The organism is Tenacibaculum sp. MAR_2009_124 (assembly GCF_900105455.1).
Taxonomy (GTDB): Bacteria; Bacteroidota; Bacteroidia; order Flavobacteriales; family Flavobacteriaceae; genus Polaribacter.
This window is the reverse complement of sequence record NZ_FNSF01000001.1, coordinates 836,636-856,735: the sequence shown is the minus strand read 5'-3', so window position 1 is coordinate 856,735 and position 20,100 is coordinate 836,636. Positions and strand designations below refer to the sequence as shown.

Genomic DNA, 20,100 nt, shown 5'->3' with positions numbered 1-20,100 from the left:
ATACAACAAAATCATAGATGAATTTAAAGAGTATTGTTCTGATACTTTTAGTACTATTCTCATCAATAGTATTAAAAGCTCAAAACTGTAAACACACGTTTTCTGGACTTGTAGAAGATTTTCATGATAAATCTCCTATAATTGGTGCTACTATTTTTGTGAAAAATTTAAATAAGTACGCTACCACAGATACTGAAGGAAAGTTTTCTGTTCAAAATATTTGTTCAGGTAAAATAGTTGTTGAAATATCACATTTGGCTTGTGAAACGCAACGATTTGAATTTAATATCACGAAAGATTTACACAAAATTATAGATTTAGAACATCATCTCGAAGAACTAAATGAAATTAATGTAAAATCTGAAGTTCGAAAAGAAACTGAAACAGCTCAAGAAACTGTTGTTACAGCTAATACTCTTGAAAAATTCACTAGTTTAAGCCTTGGAGATGCTCTTAAAGAAGTTTCAGGTGTTTCTTCAATAAATACAGGAAACTCTATTGTAAAACCCATGATAAATGGTATGCTGGGTAGCAGAATTTCAATTATTAATAATAATGTACGATTACAAGATCAAGAATGGGGAATTGAACATGCCCCAAACGTAGATGTTAATTCTGCTAATACAATCTCAGTAATAAAAGGTTCAGGAGCGTTAGCATATAGTGGTGACGCTATTGGAGGTGTCGTACTTATTAACCCAAGTCGAATTATAAAAAATGACACCCTATACGGGCAAACTATTTTTGGAATGCAAACCAATGGTATGGGCTATAACACTTCCACTAAATTAAATAAAAGCTATAGTTCTGGTTGGTTCGCGCAAATTCAGGGAAGTTATAAGGCTAATGGTGATTTTAACACCCCTAATTATAATCTAACAAACACTGGCGCGAATTTAAAAGGCTTAACTGCACGATTTGGAAAAAATAACTTTGAGTCTGGTTTTGAGGTTTTTTATAGTTATTTGAACTCTCAAATAGGCATTTTAAGAGGTTCGGCTGTAGGAAATGTATTTGATTTAGCACGTGCTATAGAAACTGGAATTCCTAGTGTTATTGATGATTTTCGCTATTCTATTGATGTCCCTAAACAAGATATTACACATCATCTTATGAAAGCGAACTATTACAAGCGATTTAAAAACTTTGGTAAGCTAAGCTTACAATATGACTACCAACACAATCAACGTTTTGAATTTGATGTAAGAAGAGGTGATTTAAAATTCATTCCTGCTATTGATTTAACCTTGCAAACACATTCGGTTTTAGCTGATTTAAATTTAGATTCTAATTCAAATAGGAAATATAATTTTGGTATTATGGCGCGTTACCAAGATAACTTTGCTGATCCTACGACTGGTGTAAGACGCTTGATTCCAGATTATAATAAATATGATATTGGATTCTACGCAACCACAGAATGGCAGTTAAATGAGAACGTAACCGCAGATGCTGCTATTCGTTACGATTTTAATAGAATTGATGCTAAAAAGTTCTATAGAAAATTCCGATGGGAAGAGCGAGGTTATAATGAAGACTTTTCAAACATTATAATTCAAGAAACAGGATCGCAATATTTAACAAACCCTGTTTTTGATTATCATAATATTTCGGCTTCACTTGGAACTAAAGTTAGATTAAACGACAATAGTTTCTTAATTACCAACTACGCACTTACTAATAGACCCCCGAACCCTGCCGAACTATTTAGTGATGGATTACATCATTCAGCGGCAAGATATGAACTTGGTGATTTACGTTTTGACAAAGAAGTGTCCAATAGGTTTTCTGCTTCTTATAAATACAATTCAAATAAAATCTATTTTTTAACCGAAGTTTTTTATAATAACATCAACGATTACATCTACCTAAAACCTTTTGATTTTATAGAAACAATTAGGGGACCATATCCTATATGGGAATATAAACAAACAAACGCTCAACTATTTGGTGTTGATATTACCGTAAACTATGATATCACCAAAAACTTAGAATGGCAGAACAATACTGCTTTTATAAAGGGATATGAATCTAATAATACACCATTAATTGATATACCTCCTTTCACAACCATTAATAAAATTAAGTATTCAAATGAAAATTGGAATAACTTTTCTGCAACACTGAAGTCTGAATGGGTATTTGAACAAAATGAATGGCCCGATTTCAACTTTACGGTAGTAGATAGATTAACAAATGAAGAGGTAGCGATCAATATCAGTAATCCACCTCCAGCTTATCATTTATTACACTTTAACAGTGAAGCAACATTTCCCTTAAGTAAAAACACCAGTCTAAATATAAACTTTGGTGTCAATAATATTTTCAATACAAATTATAGAAATTACTTAAATCAATTACGCTTTTTTGCCAATGAATTAGGAAGGAATTACACCCTCCAATTCACATTTAAATATTAAACCTTTACAATTTAAATTACTAAACAATTATTTATTATGAAGACAATTAAATTATTATCTATTTTATTTTTCTCAGCTGTTTTATTTACTGCATGTTCTGACGAGGATCCAATACCAGTACTTGAAGAAGAAATGATTACTAATGTAAATTTAACATTTACAAACGCTGCTGATGCCAATGATAAAGTTGTTTTAAGTAATGTCGCTCCAAATGGGCAAGATGGAACTTCAACCTATAATGTTGAGGGAAAATTTAAAACTGGAGCTACGTATTCATTAACTTTAGAACTTTTAAATGGTGATGAAGATGTGTTAACTGAAGATATTATCCCTGAAGCAGCAGAGCACTTTTTCTGGTTTAAAGTAAACGGAATAAACTTAACTATGACAAGAGATAATGACGATACTATCGGTTCAGGAGGAAGCAAGTTAGGTGTTAAAACTACTTGGGTAGCCGGTGCTGTAAGTTCTGGAAACGTACAGATCGCTTTAATTCATGAACCAGATAGTACTGATGACTCTAATGAATGGGGTACTGTTCAAGGTGGTTCAGAGGACATAAACCTTACCTTCACGGGAGTTAAAATCGAATAAGCTTTGACAAAGTTTTCAAATAAAAAAGGCTGTCTGGATTTTTCTGACAGCCTTTTTTATTTCATTTAATTAGAGAGTTATCTCCAATATTTAATTTTCTAAGAGCTTTCTTCCTATTAAACTCTCTTTTCTCTAGTACAAGGGGAAAAATATACGTTTTATATATTAACTCAAAAATACACAACCAAAATCTTTAATCATATATACCTGATTAAATAACACTTCATTTGAAACTAAGGGAATCTCAATGAACACATAGTTTTGTGTAACTTCATATCCGTTTTTGTTAACTAGCTTTATTTTAACGACTTCTGTCTTCATATATATAAGCTTTAATTACACTGCAAATTAGTTAGTTATCGGAATGTAAAGCTTTGCTTTTAGTTGAAATTCTATTAACCTTCTATTAATATGCCATTTGAGTAGATAAAACGTAAATCACATAAGACAAAAAAAAACCCACTCAAAAGATTGAGTGGGAAAATTGCTATGAAAAAGAAAGTCTAAGGACGTCTCCAAAGACGTTACAAATATAAACAAAATATATGAAACACAAAATAAAATAATGACACATATGTAATTTTTATAACTTTTAATTAACATATGCCTTTCATTACGCTAATATGCGTCTACATCTACAGTAAACCGAATAGGGCGATAATCTTTAATAGCCTCAAAGGCAACCCTTATTTTTTGTATTTGATCCTTCGTCTTTACTAAAGATTGCTTCGGAGGTATTTTTATAGTTACATTTTTAATATATTGATTTCGTATACGAGACACAACAGGTTCGGAAGGACCTAAGACATATTGTCCAAATGAATTTCTTAACGCCACTGCCAACCAATTTATACCTGAATCTACTCTTGTGTAGTCACGATGTTTTAAAGTAATTTTTATAACCCTGTAATAAGGAGGATAATCGAACTGTCGTCTATCATGCAATTGTTCCTTATACATTTCATTATAACTATTCGTAGATACCTGCTGTAGAATTTGATGATATGGATTATAGGTTTGAATAACTACATTTCCTTGTTTTTTCGACCTCCCCGCTCTTCCCGATACTTGAACCATCAATTGAAAGGCACGTTCATGTGCTCTAAAGTCAGGGTAATTAAGCATCGAATCTGCATTTAAAATTCCCACCAGAGAAACATTATGAAAATCCAATCCTTTTGAAAGCATTTGGGTTCCCACTAAAATATCAATCTCATGTGCCTCAAATGCTCCTATAATTTTTTGATACCCATGTTTACCTCTTGTCGTATCCAAATCCATTCTTCCAATTTTGTTTTCTGGAAAAAGCTCTTTAAGTTCCAATTCAATCTGCTCCGTTCCAAAGCCCTTAGTATCAAGCGTACTACTTCCACAAGCACCACATGAATTAGGCATTGCCCTATGATAATGACAATAATGACACTTCAGTTCGTTTTTATATTTATGATACGTTAAACTAACGTCACAATTGGGACATTGAGGAGAAACGCCACAAGTTTTACATTCTACTACTGGAGAAAAACCTCTCCGGTTTTGAAATAAAATAACTTGTTCATTTTCATTTAAAGCCTCCGTTATCATTTCTAACAAACGATCAGAAAAATGACCTTTCATTCGTTTCTTCTTATACTTCTCCTTTATATCGATCAATTCAATTTTAGGTAATTGAATATTTCCAAATCGTCTCTTTAACGGAATAAAACCATATTTTTTTTGTGAAGCATTATAAGAACTTTCTAAAGAAGGAGTTGCTGACCCTAGTAAAACATTTGCTTTATGTTGGTACCCCAAAACAACTGCCGCATCTCTTGCATTGTATCTAGGAGCTGGATCAAATTGTTTATATGAACTTTCATGTTCTTCATCAACTATAATCAATCCTAAATTAGAAAAGGGAAGAAAAATGGAAGAACGTGCTCCTAAAACTATTTGAGCTTTTGTTTTACTTTCTAAAACATTGTTCCATACCTCTACTCTTTCATTCATAGAGTATTTTGAATGAAAAACAGAAAGATAATTTCCAAAATATCGTTGAAGTCTACCAATTATTTGAGTAGTTAACGCTATTTCTGGTAATAAAAATAACACTTGCTTTTTTTGCTCTAAAACTTCTTTAATAAGTTTTACATATATTTCTGTTTTTCCCGAACCAGTAACTCCATGCAAAAGAGCTATTGGATTTTCTTTAAAAGATTGTTTTATTTTTAAAAAGGCCTCTTCCTGAAATTCACTTAATGTTTTTATTCCATTTGACTCTCCTTCAAAACTAATCCTATCCTGCTTAATATGATAATATTCAAAGATTTCTTTATCTACCAACGCCTTTAAAACAGCTGAAGAAACTCCAGCTTTATCTTGAAGTTCTTTAGCTTTTACTGGTTTCTTACTTCCTGCTAATTGAAAATAATGAAGAATTGCCTCCCGTTGCTTTTTTGATCTCGATAATTTCTCCAATAAAACTTGCAATCCATTTTCATTACTATATTCGCTATTTAACTTGACATACTTAATCAATTTCGGTTTATACGTTTCGTATATTTCTTCCTTAACATAAATAGCGTTCTTTTGAATGAGCTCATCAATAATAGGGAGAACTTTTTTCTTACCTAAAATATCAGAAACCTGATGTATGGTTAATTGCGAATGATGTTGTAATGCTTCAAAAATCAAAAAAGACTCATCTCCTAAAGAAACATCATCTGTAAATGAAGAGTTTTTATAAATAATTGTTTCACTTTCCAACAAAAAAGCAGAGGGTAATGCAGCTCTATATACATCTCCCAAAGAACACATATAATAATTAGATATCCACTCCCAATGTTTTAATTGACTCTCGTTAACAACTGGATGCTCATCAAGTATTTGATGAATGTCCTTTGCTTCATATAACTCGGGAGGAATTTGATGAATATTAAAAACTAAAGCAGTATAAATTTTACTCTTTCCAAAAGAAACCGCGACACGCATTCCTCTTTTTAAATACTCAGCCTCAGCCTGAGTGATGGCATACGTAAAAGTTTTACGCAAAGGAATCGGTAATATAACGTCTATAAAATTGATAGGAATATAAATTTAAAGAAATCAAAATTACAATAAATTGATAACATTTACGAATAGTTTTTTAATTGTTAAAAACATATAAAACAAAAACATAAAACACTATTAAACAACACTTTAATAAGGACAAATGTTAATTTTATATTAAACTAGCTATATAACTGAAACATAATTTTAATAATGTAGTCTTATATATAAATCACAAACACAACCTTAGTATGAAAACTTTAATAAATATTATGATCACCATTGGAATAACAATTTTAACTATGGTATCAGCTGCAGCCAATACAAATCCAACCTCTCCAAAAAATAAGAAGAACATTAGAACACAAATTATTACCTTATTAGGAAAAGAAATTCCGTCTGATAAATTAGAAGCTTCAGAAGCTCATGTTAATTTTATAATTAACGCTAACGACGAAATTGTTGTAATTGAAGTTACATCGAAAAGTAATAAGCTAAGCGAAATGATAAAAAACAAATTGAACTATAAAAAAATTAACGTCTCTAAATCTCAAAGAGGCTCTTTTTATGAAGTTCCTGTGAAACTAGATATTATTGGTTAATATAGTTACACCATTATCGCGAAATAAACTGCGTAAATTTCACTTTTTCACTTGCAAAAACTGTGTTACTATTTTTTAACAAATCCCTCTTTATGAAATCGGTTAAAAATTAATACTTAGTTAAAGTTATTGAAACTTAAAACATCATGATTTTAAATATAATGTAAAAAAAACAAGCATTAAAGGTCTTAAAATGTATTTTTATTAAAAAAACGTTAATTACATTTTTAAGTTTCTATTTAAATTTTACTCTACATATCTTTGCCTTGTCATAAAATACCAAAAATAAAAACCGTAAAAAAACAATTATGAAATCTATATTTAATTCCTTATTAATTGCCGTTGCTTTATTTGTATCAGTAGGTGCGTACGCTAACGACAAAACTCCAAAAAAAACCAATGCTTTACGCTCAGAAATAGTTGAATTGATTGGAAAAAAAGTTCCAATGAATGCTAAAGAAAACTTTATTGTTCGTGTTTCTTTTGTAGTGAACAATCAAAACGAATTGGTAGTTGTAGATGTTATTTCTAAAAACAAAGAAGTAAACTCTTACATCAAAAATAAAATTAATTACAAGAAGGTATCATCTGCCTCAGAAGTAAAAAATCAAGAAATTTATATTTTACCTATTAAAATAAAAAAATAGTAAAACTTAAATATTAGCAAAAGAGGCTGTCTGAAAAGACAGCTTTTTTTTATTAAAAAGTAAAGATTCGCATTTTGTAGTATGGGTCGTAAAATACGAAAACTAATAACCAACTTCAAATATGCCTCCTTACCTACATAATCACTTGCTTATACAGAATCATCCCGTTCGAATAGTTAATATGATTATAGATCATATAAATATCAATTCCATAAAAAAGCAATATAAGGAAGAAGCAACATCAAACTACCAAAGCAAGAGAACCATTAATCTCAACAGTAGGAATAGCTAAAAGTAAACAACGATGTTGGAATGTGGAGTCCGTATTCCGAGATATCAAACAAAATATGAATTTTAGGTGATAAATTAAAAGAGCCTAGAAAAAGTTAATGTTGATATTGGGTTAAATGAGCTAGCCCATAACCTTAAAAAGTACAGTTTAATAATATAAGATCGCTCGTTTTATTTTGTATTAGATTTTTTAACATGTAATCTTCATTCAACAAAATTTTAATTACTCCTTTAAAAAAAATCGTATTAGGTTACTTTTTAGACGCCCCTTTTAATTTTAATTGTACCTCCCCAAAAATTGTAACTATATGGTACATTTTTAAAATCAGCTGAAACGAATGATATCGATTAAGAAACCTGGTAGTACCTTGTAAATTTTAACATTCAAAGTAATTTACAATATTAGAGCTTTCCCCTTTTTTTAATGAATAATTTTGTAAATTATAGAGTTAGAAAGATGAATTTTAAAAATATAGAATTCCTAACAAAAAAATAAAAAAAACTATAAAACCTCAATTAAAAAGTTAATTATTTAATTTTATTTCATACATTTAAATCTTTTAATAAATTTTTATCAAAAAAATATTTGATTTAATTATATTTAAAAAAAACCTCCCCTTCCCGCCCACACATACAAGGAATCTGATAGAATAAGGAAAAGAATTTAATGAATAAAAAAAAGCTTAGCGATTGCTCTCAGGTTTATTATTGATTAAATAATTAACATAATTTTATTCATATGAAACGACAATTACTTTTTCTGACCATTAGCTTTATATTATTATCCGGCTTTGCTCAGCAGTCAACACAAAAGTACCTTGTAGGTTATGGAAAAACCGACATTACCTATCTTCAACCTAATTTAGGTTTTTTTGGTTATGGCACCTACAGCCATAGGCTATCAGAATGTGCTTCCCCATCGGAAATTGAATCTAGATTATATAGTAGAACCGTTAATATTATGGATCCTAACACTACTAAAGAAGCACTAATCGTACATGTTGATTTAGGAGGAATATCTGATGCTTTGAGGAAAGGAGTAATACAAAAAATGAGAAGCGTTAGCCCTGATTTTGATCAAGCAGCCATAATATTTTCTGCATCACATACACACCATGCTCCTTCAGGGTTTTCTGAATATCCACTTTATATGGCTTCTAACGCACCAGGACTACAGACCTCCTTTTTAAATTTTTTGGTTGAACAAATTTTTCAATCAATAATCATGGCTCAAAATAACCGTACTGAATCTACTATTGAGATGAAAGAAGGTAGGTTTTCTGATAATATACCGATTGCATTTAACAGGTCGTTAAAAGCCTATAATAGGAATCCTGATAAAGAAAGAAGTTTTCATCGTAACGAAACAAATCTGGCTATAAATAGAGAAATGCCTTTAATGAATTTTAAAGATAGTCAAGGAAATCATAAAGGATTTATTAATTGGTTCGGAGTACATCCCATAGAAATTAAACCTGATACAAAAAAAATTAATGGTGCTAGTAAGGGGTACGCAGCAACATTTGCCGAAGAAAATATGCCCGAAGGTACTATTGCTATTTTTGCACAATCAGGTGCAGGAGACGTAATGACTTCAGATATGCATAATAAAGAAACATACACAGCACAAATGAGTCAGATTATTGGTGATTCAGAATATAACCCAAAACTCACTAGCGTCCCTCATTCTAAATGGAATGGAAATCAACAAGCATTAAAAGCCTTAGATATACAAAAAAATCATCCTACTTTATTACAGATATCAGGAAATATTGACTATGAATTGATTTATATTGATATGCCTAATGTTACTGTGTTCTCTGAGTTTTCTAATGGGGATAGCCAAGCTAAAATAGGTCAGCCTGCTATGGGACTTCCTGCTCTTGCTGGAGATGACCTATGTGGAAGAAACCAGTTTGAATATGATTATAACCCTGAATTCAGTCTAACTTCAGGAGCTGTGGGGTTCGGATATTTTTTAAGGTGGGTTGTAGAAACATTTTCTCAAGCTCCGTCATCTCAAGAAATAGCGTATCGCAACGAGCAAGAAAAGGCACATTCACCAAAGAAAAGAATTGTTGATCATTATAGCAAAAAGTTTTTGGATATGGATATAGTAACTACCCGAAATCCAGAAGATTTACATTGTCTGTATAAACTTTTCAGAGAATTGATTATAAATCAAGATTTAATCTTGAAACAAACATTTATATCAGGAGAGCAAGGAGCTTTAGAAGAACATACATTGGTTCCTACCATACTTCCCATTCAAATTATAATTATAGGAAATATTGCAATTGCAGGTATTCCTGGAGAAATTACAACAATAGCACATAATAGATTAAAAAATACCATACAAGAGGTATTAGCTCAAAGGGGTATTGATAAGGTTTTAGTAACGTCATATGCCAATGAATTTATAGGGTATACCACTACCTATGATGAGTATTTATTTCAGGATTATGAAGGAGGACATACAATTTTTGGGAAACATCAATTGGGAGCATTCCAAACAGAGTTCAAAAAACTAGCGACAGAAATGCTTAAACCAAAAGGTTCAAGAAATTTAAATTACGATTTAAAACCACCACTGTTTTCTCAGTATGAGTTAAGTCTTAGAAGTAATTTAACCCCTTTAGAAACTCAACCCTGTACTACTGAAAACAGGAGTGTTGCTAATGATATAACATCCGAAAAAGAATCTCTTAACAAACTAATAGAACAGTTTTCGGGAGTTTTACAAAAAATAGATTCGAAAGAAGAGATGCTAGCTATTGAAGCAATGGGGCAGGATATTGATTTTGGAACTCTTAACCTAAATGAAATAAAAAATGTATTAGTTAAAATTGATGAGATTGTTACTGAAGAGTTGGTTTTGTATCCTAATCCATCCTCGAATCGGGTTACTGTAGCTAACCTAAAAACAAAGGAATCACTTTCGGAAATTAGAGTATGCACTATATTGGGGCAAAATGTTACAAATAAAATACGAATTCTAAATAAATCAAACACCAAGATAGAAATAGATACTAAAAATCTGGTATCAGGAATATATATTATCGAATGTAATGGAAAAAACAAAAAATTTACTAAAGAGTAAGTAATGCGATAACTTATAGTAAAACCTCTGATTACTTTGATTCTTATAAAAAAGAAGCTGTCTAAGAAGATAGTTTTTTTTGCTTTGAAGAATAAAAATTCGTATTTCGCAGAATGAGTTGTAAAATAGTTTAAAAAACAGATAACCAACATCAATTAAGTCTTCTAGCTCCAACTTTTAATTATTTCTTTCCACGAAATAATCCCGTTCAAATAGTGAATATTATTATAGATCATATAGATACCTGTTCTATAGAAAAACTATATGAAAGAGGAGGAATCTCAAGCTACCAAAACTAGAGAACTAATAATATCAACAAAAGGCGTAACTAAAAACAAATAGCGGTATTGGAATTTGGAGATATCAAACAAAATATAAATTTTAGACGATATATATTAATAGGGTTAAGAAAAGTTATTATTGAAATTGGGTTAATTGAGCTAGCTCATAAGCTTAAAAAATACAGTTTAACTATATAAGATCGTTTCGTTTATTTTTTATTAGATTTTTTAACATTTAATCTTCATTCAATAAAAATTTAATATCTCCACTCAAAAAAATCGCATAAAAATTACTTTTTAGACGCCCCCTTTTATTTCTGTGAAACAAGTTCATTCAACAGTTTTCTTATCTTTTTGGAGTTCCAGTCTGCTGCTCCATTTTTTGATACTACTATTTCTCCCTCCCTATTTATAATAAAAGTTTGTGGTATTGATGTTGTTTCTAATAAGCTAGGTAGTTTTGAAGCAAAATTATATGTTGGTAATTGATACCCTTTCTCTTTATAATACTGATGTACTACTTCCCTTTTTTCATTTGTCACGAAAACAAAATTTACTTTATCTCTATAATCGTTATATAACTTTTGAATACTAGGTAATTCAGCACGACAAGGAGGGCACCAAGTTGCCCAAAAATTCAGAAAAACAACATTTCCTCTTAATTCATTTCCATTAATAGAAGCTTTATTTAAACCTTGTAAACTCCATTCATAATCAATTAGAATTTGTCTGTCTGTTTTTTCTATTACCGTCGGACTGAAAGCAACGAATCTAATCATACGTTCTTTAGCCGGTGGATATAGCAGCAGTGCTATTAAAATTATAAAAAATATGTTGTATATCGATTTCTTCTTTAATTTCATTTCTATTCTATTTTCCTTATTAATAAAAACACTTGCAACCTATCTTTGAACTTCTATAGTTAATTATCCATTATTTCCTCTTCTTTAGTCTTCCGTAAAATTACATCCTTACTCGAAATTATAATCATTAAAAATTCAACAATTTCAAAGAATTTGTTTCTCATTTTTTGGCTACTTTAGCGGTTTAATAAAACAAACAATTCTATATAATGAAAAATACTGCATTAACTCACATCCACGATACTTTAGGAGCAAAATTAGTTCCATTTGCAGGCTATAATATGCCGGTACAATACGAAGGTGTGAACGCTGAGCACGAAACTGTAAGAAATGGAGTTGGTGTTTTTGATGTGAGCCACATGGGTGAGTTTTTTTTGAAGGGTGAAAATGCTTTGGCTTTAATTCAAAAAATTACTTCAAATGATGCTTCGAAATTAACTCCTGGAAAAGCACAATATAGCTGTATGCCAAATGCTGATGGCGGTATTGTTGATGATCTAATTATTTATATGATTAGTGAAAATGAGTATATGTTAGTAGTAAATGCATCGAATATTGAAAAGGATTGGAACTGGATTTCAAAACATAACGATTTAGGTGTTGAAATAGAAAACCGTTCGGAAGAATGGTCTTTATTAGCTATTCAAGGTCCAAAAGCTGCCGAAGCAATGCAGTCTTTAACTTCCGTAAACCTTTCTACCATTAAATTCTATACTTTCGAAATAACAGATTTTGCTGGGCTTCCAAACGTTGTGGTTTCTGCTACGGGATATACTGGATCTGGCGGTTTCGAAATTTATGTTAAGAATGAAGATGTTGAAGCCGTATGGAATAAAGTATTTGAAGCTGGTGCTGATTGGGGAATTAAACCAATTGGTTTGGCTGCTCGTGATACTTTGCGTTTAGAAATGGGATACTGTTTATACGGAAATGATATTGACGACACTACTTCTCCTATTGAAGCTGGTTTAGGTTGGATTACTAAGTTCACGAAAGATTTTGTAAATGCTGAAGCCTTAAAAAAGCAAAAAGCAGAGGGGGTTACTCGTAAATTAGTTGCTTTTGAGTTAACGGAGCGCGGAATTCCTCGTCAAGGATATGATTTAGTAGATACAGATGGAAATGTGATAGGAAATGTTACTTCTGGTACCATGAGTCCTTCTTTAAGCAAAGGAATCGGTTTAGGATATGTAACTATTGCAAACTCTAAAGTTGATAGTGAGATATTCGTTCAAATTAGAAAAAAACAAGTTGCAGCTAAGGTTGTAAAGTTACCTTTTTACAAAGGATAAAACCTAATAGAATTAAAAAACAAAGGCTATTCTTAACTGAATAGCCTTTGTTTTTTAGTTCTGTTTTTCCAATATCTCATCTGCATAACTATTACAAAGAAGGAATGTTGATTTTACATCTTCAAATGTAGTTTTCGGGTTAATCAAACACATTCTCAATACAACTTGTTTGTTTAAAATTGTGGTAACCAAGAAGGCCTCACCAGACTCCATTACTTTCGCAGAAATTTTCTGATTTAACTCATCAATTTCGTCTTCTTTTAAATTCAACCCAATCGGATTATATCTAAAATTAATTACCGCCAAATTCGCTGGAGAAATAATTTCCCAATTTCTACTTTTTCGTAGCATTTTTTCTACGTCATCAGTCAATTGTATATTATAACTTACCGCCTTTTTAAAAGTATCAAGTCCGTATGTTTTTATGGACATATAAAATTTTAAAGCTCTAAAACGGCGTGTTAATTGAACACCGTAATCATAAAAGTTGATTTCAGATTCGTTTCCTTCAATATCTCTTAAATATTCAGGAGTTTCACTGAAAGTATTACTTAACCAAGAAGCATCTTTTACCAATAAACATCCAATTTCGTATGGTTGATAAAACCATTTATGCGGATCTACTGTTAAGGAATCGGCTCTTTCTATACCTCTTAAGGCCTTTGCTCCTTTATCAGATAAAATTGCTGCTCCCCCATATGCGCCATCAATATGAAACCATAAACCTTCCTCTTCGCAAATATCCGCTATATCATTTAAAGGATCTACTGTTCCAGTATTGGTAGTTCCTGCAGAAGCAATAAAACAAAATGGTTGCAATCCTTCCAACCTATCTTTAGCTATAGCATTCTTTAATTTGTTAATACTAATTCTAAACTCTAGATCCGTCGGTAATACTCGAATTTGTTCTTTTTTGAACCCTAAAACTCGAATAGCCTTAATGTTTGAAGAATGCGCTTGATCTGATAAATAAATTACTGCTTTAGAAAAGTCATCACCACATTTAATTCTTCTTGCCGTTACCAAAGCCGTTAAATTAGCCATCGAACCTCCACTAGTAAAAATACCTCCACCCTTTTCTACAGGAAAGTCATACATTTTTAATAACCAGTTCATGGTTACAATTTCTATTTCAGCAGCAGCCGGCGAAACCATCCATCCTCCTGAAAAAATATTAAAACCAGTAGCTAAGCTATCGGCCATAGTACTAATAAAATTACTTGGTCCAGGTACAAATGAAAATGCTTTTGGGTGCGATATTACCGTACTGTTCGACATCACATTTTCCATCACAAAATCCAACACCTCCTCAGCAGGTGTTCCTTGCTCTGGAGCCTCCTGTAAGAAAACTTTATCCATTTCTTTTCTGGTGGCGCGTATTACTGGTTTTTTACTTCCAATACCATCCCAATGCTCGGCAATTAAATCAACAATTTTATATCCATACGACTTCATTTCTTCTTTTGATAAATCAAAATGAGCGCTCATATTTTTAAGTATTTTAAATTTTGTGCAAAATTAAGATATTTGAAATCGTTTAACACCTATTTTAAAGGAATCTTTCTTTGTTTTTTCTTCTTTCTAAAAGAAAATTCCGCCCCATAATAAAAGAGCTAATTAATCATGTCTTAATGCTTCAATTATTATTAAAATTCACAACCATTAAAGCAAAAAACATGAAAGAAAATCAAAATGTCTCCACTTCATGGCATATTTTTTTCCTTTATACCTCTTCGCTCGGTTAGAAAGCTTTTTTTCTTTGCTGGAGTCAATATACAAGGAAAATTATGTGCAAAGGATACAGATTTAACTAGTTATGAGATTTTATACTCTCCTTAAGAAATTTAGCCTCTGTTTTTCATTACTTTTGTTCACTTAAAACAATACTATTTTGAAAAGATTATTTGTTCTATTCTTTTTATTTATTACTGCTAGTGGTTTTTCACAAACAAAGAAAATCAAAGTATTATCAAGTGAATACTCGGAAGCAGATGAGAAAAAATATCCTGGAGCTACCATTTTAATTGGCAATGTAAAAATTGCTCATGAAGGGGCTACACTTGACTGTAAACAAGCATTGCTTTATAAAAAAGAAAACATTTTTAAAGCTTTAGGTGAAGTTGTTATTGAACAAGGAGATAGTATTATTCAATATAGCGATTATACCATTTATAATGGTAACACAAAAAAAGCTACTTCTTGGGGAAATGTCGAGGTGAATGACAAAGAAATGAAAATGAGCACCGATACTCTTTATTTTGATAGAAAAGAACAAGTATTGTATTATCAAAGTGGTGGAACCATTACTGATAAAAAAAACACTTTAAAAAGTAGAAAGGGTACCTATTATTTAGAGGATAAAAAATTCTCAGCAAAATCAAAAGTAACAGTTGTAAACCCAGACCACTTTTTAGAATCCAATCATTTAGACTATTATACCAATTCTAGTTTGGCGTATTTGTATGGACCTAGTACAATTACCAACCTAAAAGATAGCACAAAAATTTACTCAGAAAGAGGCTTTTATGATACTAATACAGAAGTATCTTACTTTGTAAAAAGAGCTAAACTTTTCTTAAAAGATAGAACCGTAGAGGCTGATAGTTTGTACTACGACAAACGAAAAGGTTTTGCTTCTGCAACCAATAGAATTAAAGTTATTGATACAATTCAAAATATGGTTACCAAAGGGAACTACGCGGAACTGTATGAAGAAAAAGATTCTTTATTTATCATAAAAAAAGCCGTGGCTATTTCTGTTCATGATAAAGATTCTATGTATGTGCACGGAGATAAGATACTTATTACTGGAAAAACCGAAGAGCGTATTGTAAGAATATTTAACGATGTAAAAATCTTTAAATCGAATTTACAAGGAAAGTGCGACTCTATACATACCAGTCAAGTAACGGGCTTAACACGTATGTTTAGAAGTCCAGTTCTTTGGTCTGGAAAGAGTCAAATAACAGGTGATAGTATTCAGTTACTTTCCGATAAGGAGACTAACAAATTGGACTCATTATTTGTGTTTCAGAATGCTTTTATGATTGAAAAAGATTCTCTCTCTATTGATGACTATAATCAAATTAAAGGAAGAAACATCTATGGAAAGTTTGATGGAAATGATTTAAGAACCATGCTGGTTAAAGGAAATGCGGAATCGTTATATCACAATAGAAATGATGAAACTAATAAATTGGAGACAATAACAAAAGAAATTGCAAGTGATATTGAGTTTACCTTAGAGGATAATGAAATAATGCAAACCAAATATTTTAAAAAATCTGAGGGGAAAACATTTCCTCCTTCTGAATTCCCTGAAGATCAAAAAAAATTTAGAGGTTTTCTTTGGAGAGGAAAAGAACAACCCTTAACTATGGAAGACATCTTTATAAGCGATAAGGATAAGTACAAAGTTAAAAAGAAGGACAATCGACCTATTTTAGATAAAGCCAAAAAGGAAGTCCTGAAAGCAAAACGACAATTTTCCAAAGAACTTGAGAAAAAAGAAAAAGAAAAGGTCTACAACTTTAAAAAAGAGTAATTTGACATGAAAAATGATTTCTTTAAATATCAAGGTCAAACATCTCCTCATCCTTTAGCGATAGAGATTTCTCATGCTAGTGGAAGTTATATTTACGATGCTGAAGGAAATAAAATGCTAGATTTTGTTGCTGGAGTTTCTGCCAACAGTTTAGGTCACAATCACCCAAAAGTAACAGCAGCGATTCAAAATCAGCTCTCCAAGTATACCCATGTAATGGTTTATGGTGAATTTATACAGACTCCTCAACTGGAACTTTGTAAAGCATTAGCGAAAACCTTACCAGAATCATTATCCTCAGTATATTTAGTAAATTCAGGTACAGAGGCAACGGAAGGAGCTTTAAAGCTTGCCAAACGATATACAGGTCGGAGTGAAATTATTGCCGCTAAGAATTCTTACCATGGAAATACACAAGGCGCAATGAGTGTATGTGGTGCTGAACAACAAAATCAAGCCTATCGTCCTTTAATTCCTGGTACAAAATTTATTCATTTTAATGACGAATCCGCCCTAGAAAAAATAACAACCAAAACAGCTGGTGTTATCTTAGAAACAATTCAAGGAGGCGCTGGTTTTATTGAACCTAAAAATAACTTCTTGCAAAAAGTAAAACAAAAATGTGAGGAAGTTGGTGCCCTACTCATTTTAGACGAAATACAATCAGGAGTTGGAAGAACAGGAACCTTTTGGGGATTTGAAAACTACAATATGACTCCTGACATTATCGTTACTGGAAAAGGTCTTGGAGGTGGAATGCCTATTGGAGCTTTTATTTCTTCACATGAAATAATGTCTACTTTAAAAGAAAACCCTAAACTAGGGCATATAACAACTTTTGGAGGGCATCCAGTAATAGCCGCCGCTGGTTTGGCTACCGTAAACGAAATTAGTAGCTCAACTTTAATGCAAGATACTTTACATAAAGAAAATATTATTAGAAATTTCTTCAAAGACCACCCGAAAGTTAAAGAAATTAGAGGTAAAGGATTAATGCTTGCCATTATTGTAGATTCACCTGATTTTGCCACGCAGGTTATTTTAGAATGTATGAGCAAAGGTCTTATCTTATTTTGGTTACTATTTGAAGGAAAAGCTATCAGAGTTACTCCTCCCCTAACTATTTCAAATGAAGAAATTGTAAAAGGCTGTAATATTTTATTGGAAGCTTTAAACAAGTAAAAAATTATACCATCCACTTAGTCAACTTCTTTCTTCACTTTCTATGAACTAATTTCATCTTTTGTAATTGAACGAAAATGAATCGATATTTATTTAGATGGGAGAGTATTCAAAATTCGCAGCAGGGAGCGTATAAAAAAAGTACTATATCCGAAGTGAACTGTGCTCATCTTGCAAGAATTGGAAAAAGTCAGGATGAGTTTTTTTATCTCTATTTTGAGTTAAATCTATCATATTCTAAAAATATGTTGATTTTTAATTTTATTGACCAGGTATTCAATAAAAATTAAACGGTTTAAATCTGAATTAATTATCAACTATAAATAATTAAGCTTAAAAACAATAAAAAATCGTAATTATTCTACCAAAAAAACACGTAATCACCAATAAATCAACGATGAAGACATTTTTTGTGCAATCGGCCTATTTTTCCTATTTTGCATAACACTAAACATTGATTATATGCCGCGCGAAATTAAACGTCTTTTTGATTTTCCTTATTACCAATTAGAGACTTATAATTTATCGAAAGCATTTACCACCAAATATAATGGCAAATGGCAATCGATATCTACAAAAGAATACATTGAACAAGCAAATACAATCAGTCGTGGTTTACTGCGATTAGGAGTTCAACCAAATGATAAAATTGCTGTAATTTCTACCAATAACCGAACAGAATGGAATGTTTGTGATATTGGTATTTTACAGGTTGGAGCACAAAATGTTCCAATTTATCCTACAATTTCCAAAGAAGATTATGAGTATGTCTTAAATCACTCAGAAGCTACTTATTGTTTTGTTTCGGATATTGAAGTTCTAGAAAAACTGAACCAAATAAAATCGAAAACAAAGTTAAAAGGTGTTTTTACCTTTGATGACATTAGTGGCGAAAAAAGCTGGAAAGAAGTTATTGAATTAGGTAACGATGAAAGCAATCAAAAAGAAGTTGAAGAAAGGAAAAATGCAGTTACTCCTGATACTTTAGCTACGCTAATTTATACATCAGGAACTACAGGTAGGCCTAAAGGTGTAATGCTAACTCATAAAAACATCGTATCCAACGTAATTAGTAGTGAAAAGCGTGTTCCTTTTTCATATGGTAAAGAAAAATCTTTGAGCTTTTTACCTGTCTGCCATATTTTTGAACGTATGATATTGTATTTGTATCAATATTGTGGTGTCTCAATATACTTTGCGGAATCAATTGAAAAACTCAGCGAAAATGCCCAAGAAGTGAAGCCGAACGTTATGACGGCCGTACCGCGACTTTATGAAAAAATTTACGATAAAATTTATGCGAAAGGAACAGAGTTATCTGGATTTAAAAAAAAGTTATTCTTTTGGGCAATTGATTTAGGATTAAAATACAAACCTTATGGAGCCAACGGATGGTGGTATGAAAAACAACTTGGTTTAGCTCGAAAGCTTATTTTTTCAAAATGGCAGGCCGCATTAGGTGGTGAATTAAACCTTATGGTATCGGGTTCTGCTCCATTACAACCAAGATTAGCAAGAGTCTTTGCCGCTGCTGGTATGCCAGTTATGGAAGGTTACGGACTTACAGAAACATCACCAGTAATTACTGTAAATGATCAAAGAAATAAAGGTTTCAGAGTTGGAACTGTAGGTAAAGTTATTGATGGTGTTGATGTAAAAATTGCGGACAATGGCGAAATTCTAGTAAAAGGTCCCAACATTATGGTGGGTTACTATAAAGATCCTGAAAAAAGCGCTAAAGTTCTAAAAGATGGTTATTTCCATACTGGTGATAAAGGTGAAATCTGTGAAGAAGGTTTCTTAAAAATTACTGGTAGAACGAAGGAAATGTTCAAAACATCAGGAGGGAAATATGTTATTCCTCCTTTATTGGAAGGAAAGCTAAAACAATCGAGATTTATTGAACAAGTAATGGTTGTTGGTGAAGGTGAAAAAATGCCAGCTGCTTTAGTTCAACCTAATTTTGAGTTTGTAAGAGAATGGGCTAAACGCCATGAGATTACTTTAGGTGATAATGCTGACGTTATTTCAAATCAAAAAGTTATTGAGAGAATTCAAGAAGAGGTTGACGAATGCAACTGTAACTTTGGAAAATGGGAACAAATTAAACGATTTGAATTGACTCCAGATGAGTGGTCAATTGATAGTGGTCAACTTACCCCTACTATGAAGATGAAACGTGCAGTAATTAAAGATATTTACAAAGATTTATATGATAAAATATATAGAGCTTAGATAATAACAAGATAATTCAAGTTAA

13 protein-coding genes are annotated in these 20,100 nt (G+C 31.5%); 9 read left to right on the top strand and 4 right to left on the bottom strand.

Features of this window, described 5'->3' with window-relative positions; all coding sequences use genetic code 11:
* Positions 1-17: 17 nt before the first annotated feature.
* Both BLW23_RS02855 and BLW23_RS02850 read left to right on the top strand, forming a co-directional pair.
* Positions 18-2,420 carry a TonB-dependent receptor gene (locus tag BLW23_RS02855; protein WP_093667727.1) on the top strand — a complete coding sequence of 801 codons (2,403 nt, stop codon included), beginning with the start codon at positions 18-20 and terminating at the stop codon, positions 2,418-2,420.
* Between the two features lie 36 nt (positions 2,421-2,456).
* Positions 2,457-3,014 carry a hypothetical protein gene (locus BLW23_RS02850; protein WP_093667726.1) on the top strand — a complete coding sequence of 186 codons (558 nt, stop codon included), beginning with the start codon at positions 2,457-2,459 and terminating at the stop codon, positions 3,012-3,014.
* Between the two features lie 165 nt (positions 3,015-3,179).
* Here BLW23_RS02850 and BLW23_RS23110 read toward each other — a convergent pair whose 3' ends face one another.
* Together BLW23_RS23110 and priA are read right to left on the bottom strand one after the other, a co-directional pair.
* Positions 3,180-3,335 carry a hypothetical protein gene (locus tag BLW23_RS23110; RefSeq protein ID WP_176829737.1) on the bottom strand — a complete coding sequence of 52 codons (156 nt, stop codon included), beginning with the start codon at positions 3,333-3,335 and terminating at the stop codon, positions 3,180-3,182.
* Positions 3,336-3,632: 297 nt separating this feature from the next.
* On the bottom strand, positions 3,633-6,056 hold the full coding sequence (priA, locus tag BLW23_RS02845) for a replication restart helicase PriA (RefSeq protein ID WP_410529745.1): 2,424 nt from the start codon (positions 6,054-6,056) through the stop codon (positions 3,633-3,635).
* Between the two features lie 233 nt (positions 6,057-6,289).
* On the opposite strand from priA, the gene BLW23_RS02840 reads away from it, so the two are divergent.
* From BLW23_RS02840 to BLW23_RS02830, 3 genes are all read left to right on the top strand, one after another.
* Complete coding sequence (locus BLW23_RS02840; protein ID WP_093667725.1) at positions 6,290-6,640, top strand: hypothetical protein; 351 nt, start codon at positions 6,290-6,292, stop codon at positions 6,638-6,640.
* Positions 6,641-6,948: 308 nt separating this feature from the next.
* Complete coding sequence (locus tag BLW23_RS02835; RefSeq protein WP_093667724.1) at positions 6,949-7,287, top strand: hypothetical protein; 339 nt, start codon at positions 6,949-6,951, stop codon at positions 7,285-7,287.
* Between the two features lie 1,030 nt (positions 7,288-8,317).
* Positions 8,318-10,678, top strand: a complete 2,361-nt coding sequence (locus tag BLW23_RS02830; protein WP_093667723.1) for a neutral/alkaline non-lysosomal ceramidase N-terminal domain-containing protein — start codon at positions 8,318-8,320, stop codon at positions 10,676-10,678.
* A gap of 592 nt (positions 10,679-11,270) precedes the next feature.
* Here the strand turns inward: BLW23_RS02830 and BLW23_RS02825 are convergent.
* Entirely contained in the window at positions 11,271-11,822 is a 552-nt protein-coding gene (locus tag BLW23_RS02825) for a TlpA family protein disulfide reductase (RefSeq protein ID WP_093667722.1), read from the bottom strand.
* A 209-nt stretch (positions 11,823-12,031) separates the two neighbouring features.
* Here BLW23_RS02825 and gcvT point away from each other — a divergent pair, with 209 nt between their 5' ends.
* Positions 12,032-13,114 carry a glycine cleavage system aminomethyltransferase GcvT gene (gene gcvT, locus BLW23_RS02820; RefSeq protein ID WP_093667721.1) on the top strand — a complete coding sequence of 361 codons (1,083 nt, stop codon included), beginning with the start codon at positions 12,032-12,034 and terminating at the stop codon, positions 13,112-13,114.
* 54 nt (positions 13,115-13,168) lie between these two features.
* Here gcvT and BLW23_RS02815 read toward each other — a convergent pair whose 3' ends face one another.
* Entirely contained in the window at positions 13,169-14,602 is a 1,434-nt protein-coding gene (locus BLW23_RS02815) for a pyridoxal phosphate-dependent decarboxylase family protein (protein ID WP_093667720.1), read from the bottom strand.
* A 403-nt stretch (positions 14,603-15,005) separates the two neighbouring features.
* On the opposite strand from BLW23_RS02815, the gene BLW23_RS02810 reads away from it, so the two are divergent.
* From BLW23_RS02810 to BLW23_RS02795, 3 genes are all read left to right on the top strand, one after another.
* A complete protein-coding gene (locus tag BLW23_RS02810; protein WP_255362718.1) occupies positions 15,006-16,658 on the top strand; it encodes an OstA-like protein in 1,653 nt (550 codons plus the stop codon).
* A gap of 6 nt (positions 16,659-16,664) precedes the next feature.
* On the top strand, positions 16,665-17,840 hold the full coding sequence (locus BLW23_RS02805) for an aspartate aminotransferase family protein (protein WP_093667719.1): 1,176 nt from the start codon (positions 16,665-16,667) through the stop codon (positions 17,838-17,840).
* Between the two features lie 462 nt (positions 17,841-18,302).
* Positions 18,303-20,075 carry an AMP-dependent synthetase/ligase gene (locus tag BLW23_RS02795; protein ID WP_093667717.1) on the top strand — a complete coding sequence of 591 codons (1,773 nt, stop codon included), beginning with the start codon at positions 18,303-18,305 and terminating at the stop codon, positions 20,073-20,075.
* Positions 20,076-20,100: the final 25 nt, after the last annotated feature.

Excerpts from the sequence above, each read along its gene's own strand:
- BLW23_RS02855 (WP_093667727.1), top strand. The coding sequence starts at position 18 with ATGAATTTAAAGAGTATTGTTCTGATACTTTTAGTACTATTCTCATCA.
- BLW23_RS02850 (WP_093667726.1), top strand. The coding sequence starts at position 2,457 with ATGAAGACAATTAAATTATTATCTATTTTATTTTTCTCAGCTGTTTTA.
- BLW23_RS23110 (WP_176829737.1), bottom strand. The coding sequence starts at position 3,335 with ATGAAGACAGAAGTCGTTAAAATAAAGCTAGTTAACAAAAACGGATAT.
- BLW23_RS02840 (WP_093667725.1), top strand. The coding sequence starts at position 6,290 with ATGAAAACTTTAATAAATATTATGATCACCATTGGAATAACAATTTTA.
- BLW23_RS02835 (WP_093667724.1), top strand. The coding sequence starts at position 6,949 with ATGAAATCTATATTTAATTCCTTATTAATTGCCGTTGCTTTATTTGTA.
- BLW23_RS02830 (WP_093667723.1), top strand. The coding sequence starts at position 8,318 with ATGAAACGACAATTACTTTTTCTGACCATTAGCTTTATATTATTATCC.
- BLW23_RS02825 (WP_093667722.1), bottom strand. The coding sequence starts at position 11,822 with ATGAAATTAAAGAAGAAATCGATATACAACATATTTTTTATAATTTTA.
- gcvT (WP_093667721.1), top strand. The coding sequence starts at position 12,032 with ATGAAAAATACTGCATTAACTCACATCCACGATACTTTAGGAGCAAAA.
- BLW23_RS02815 (WP_093667720.1), bottom strand. The coding sequence starts at position 14,602 with ATGAGCGCTCATTTTGATTTATCAAAAGAAGAAATGAAGTCGTATGGA.
- BLW23_RS02805 (WP_093667719.1), top strand. The coding sequence starts at position 16,665 with ATGAAAAATGATTTCTTTAAATATCAAGGTCAAACATCTCCTCATCCT.
- BLW23_RS02795 (WP_093667717.1), top strand. The coding sequence starts at position 18,303 with ATGCCGCGCGAAATTAAACGTCTTTTTGATTTTCCTTATTACCAATTA.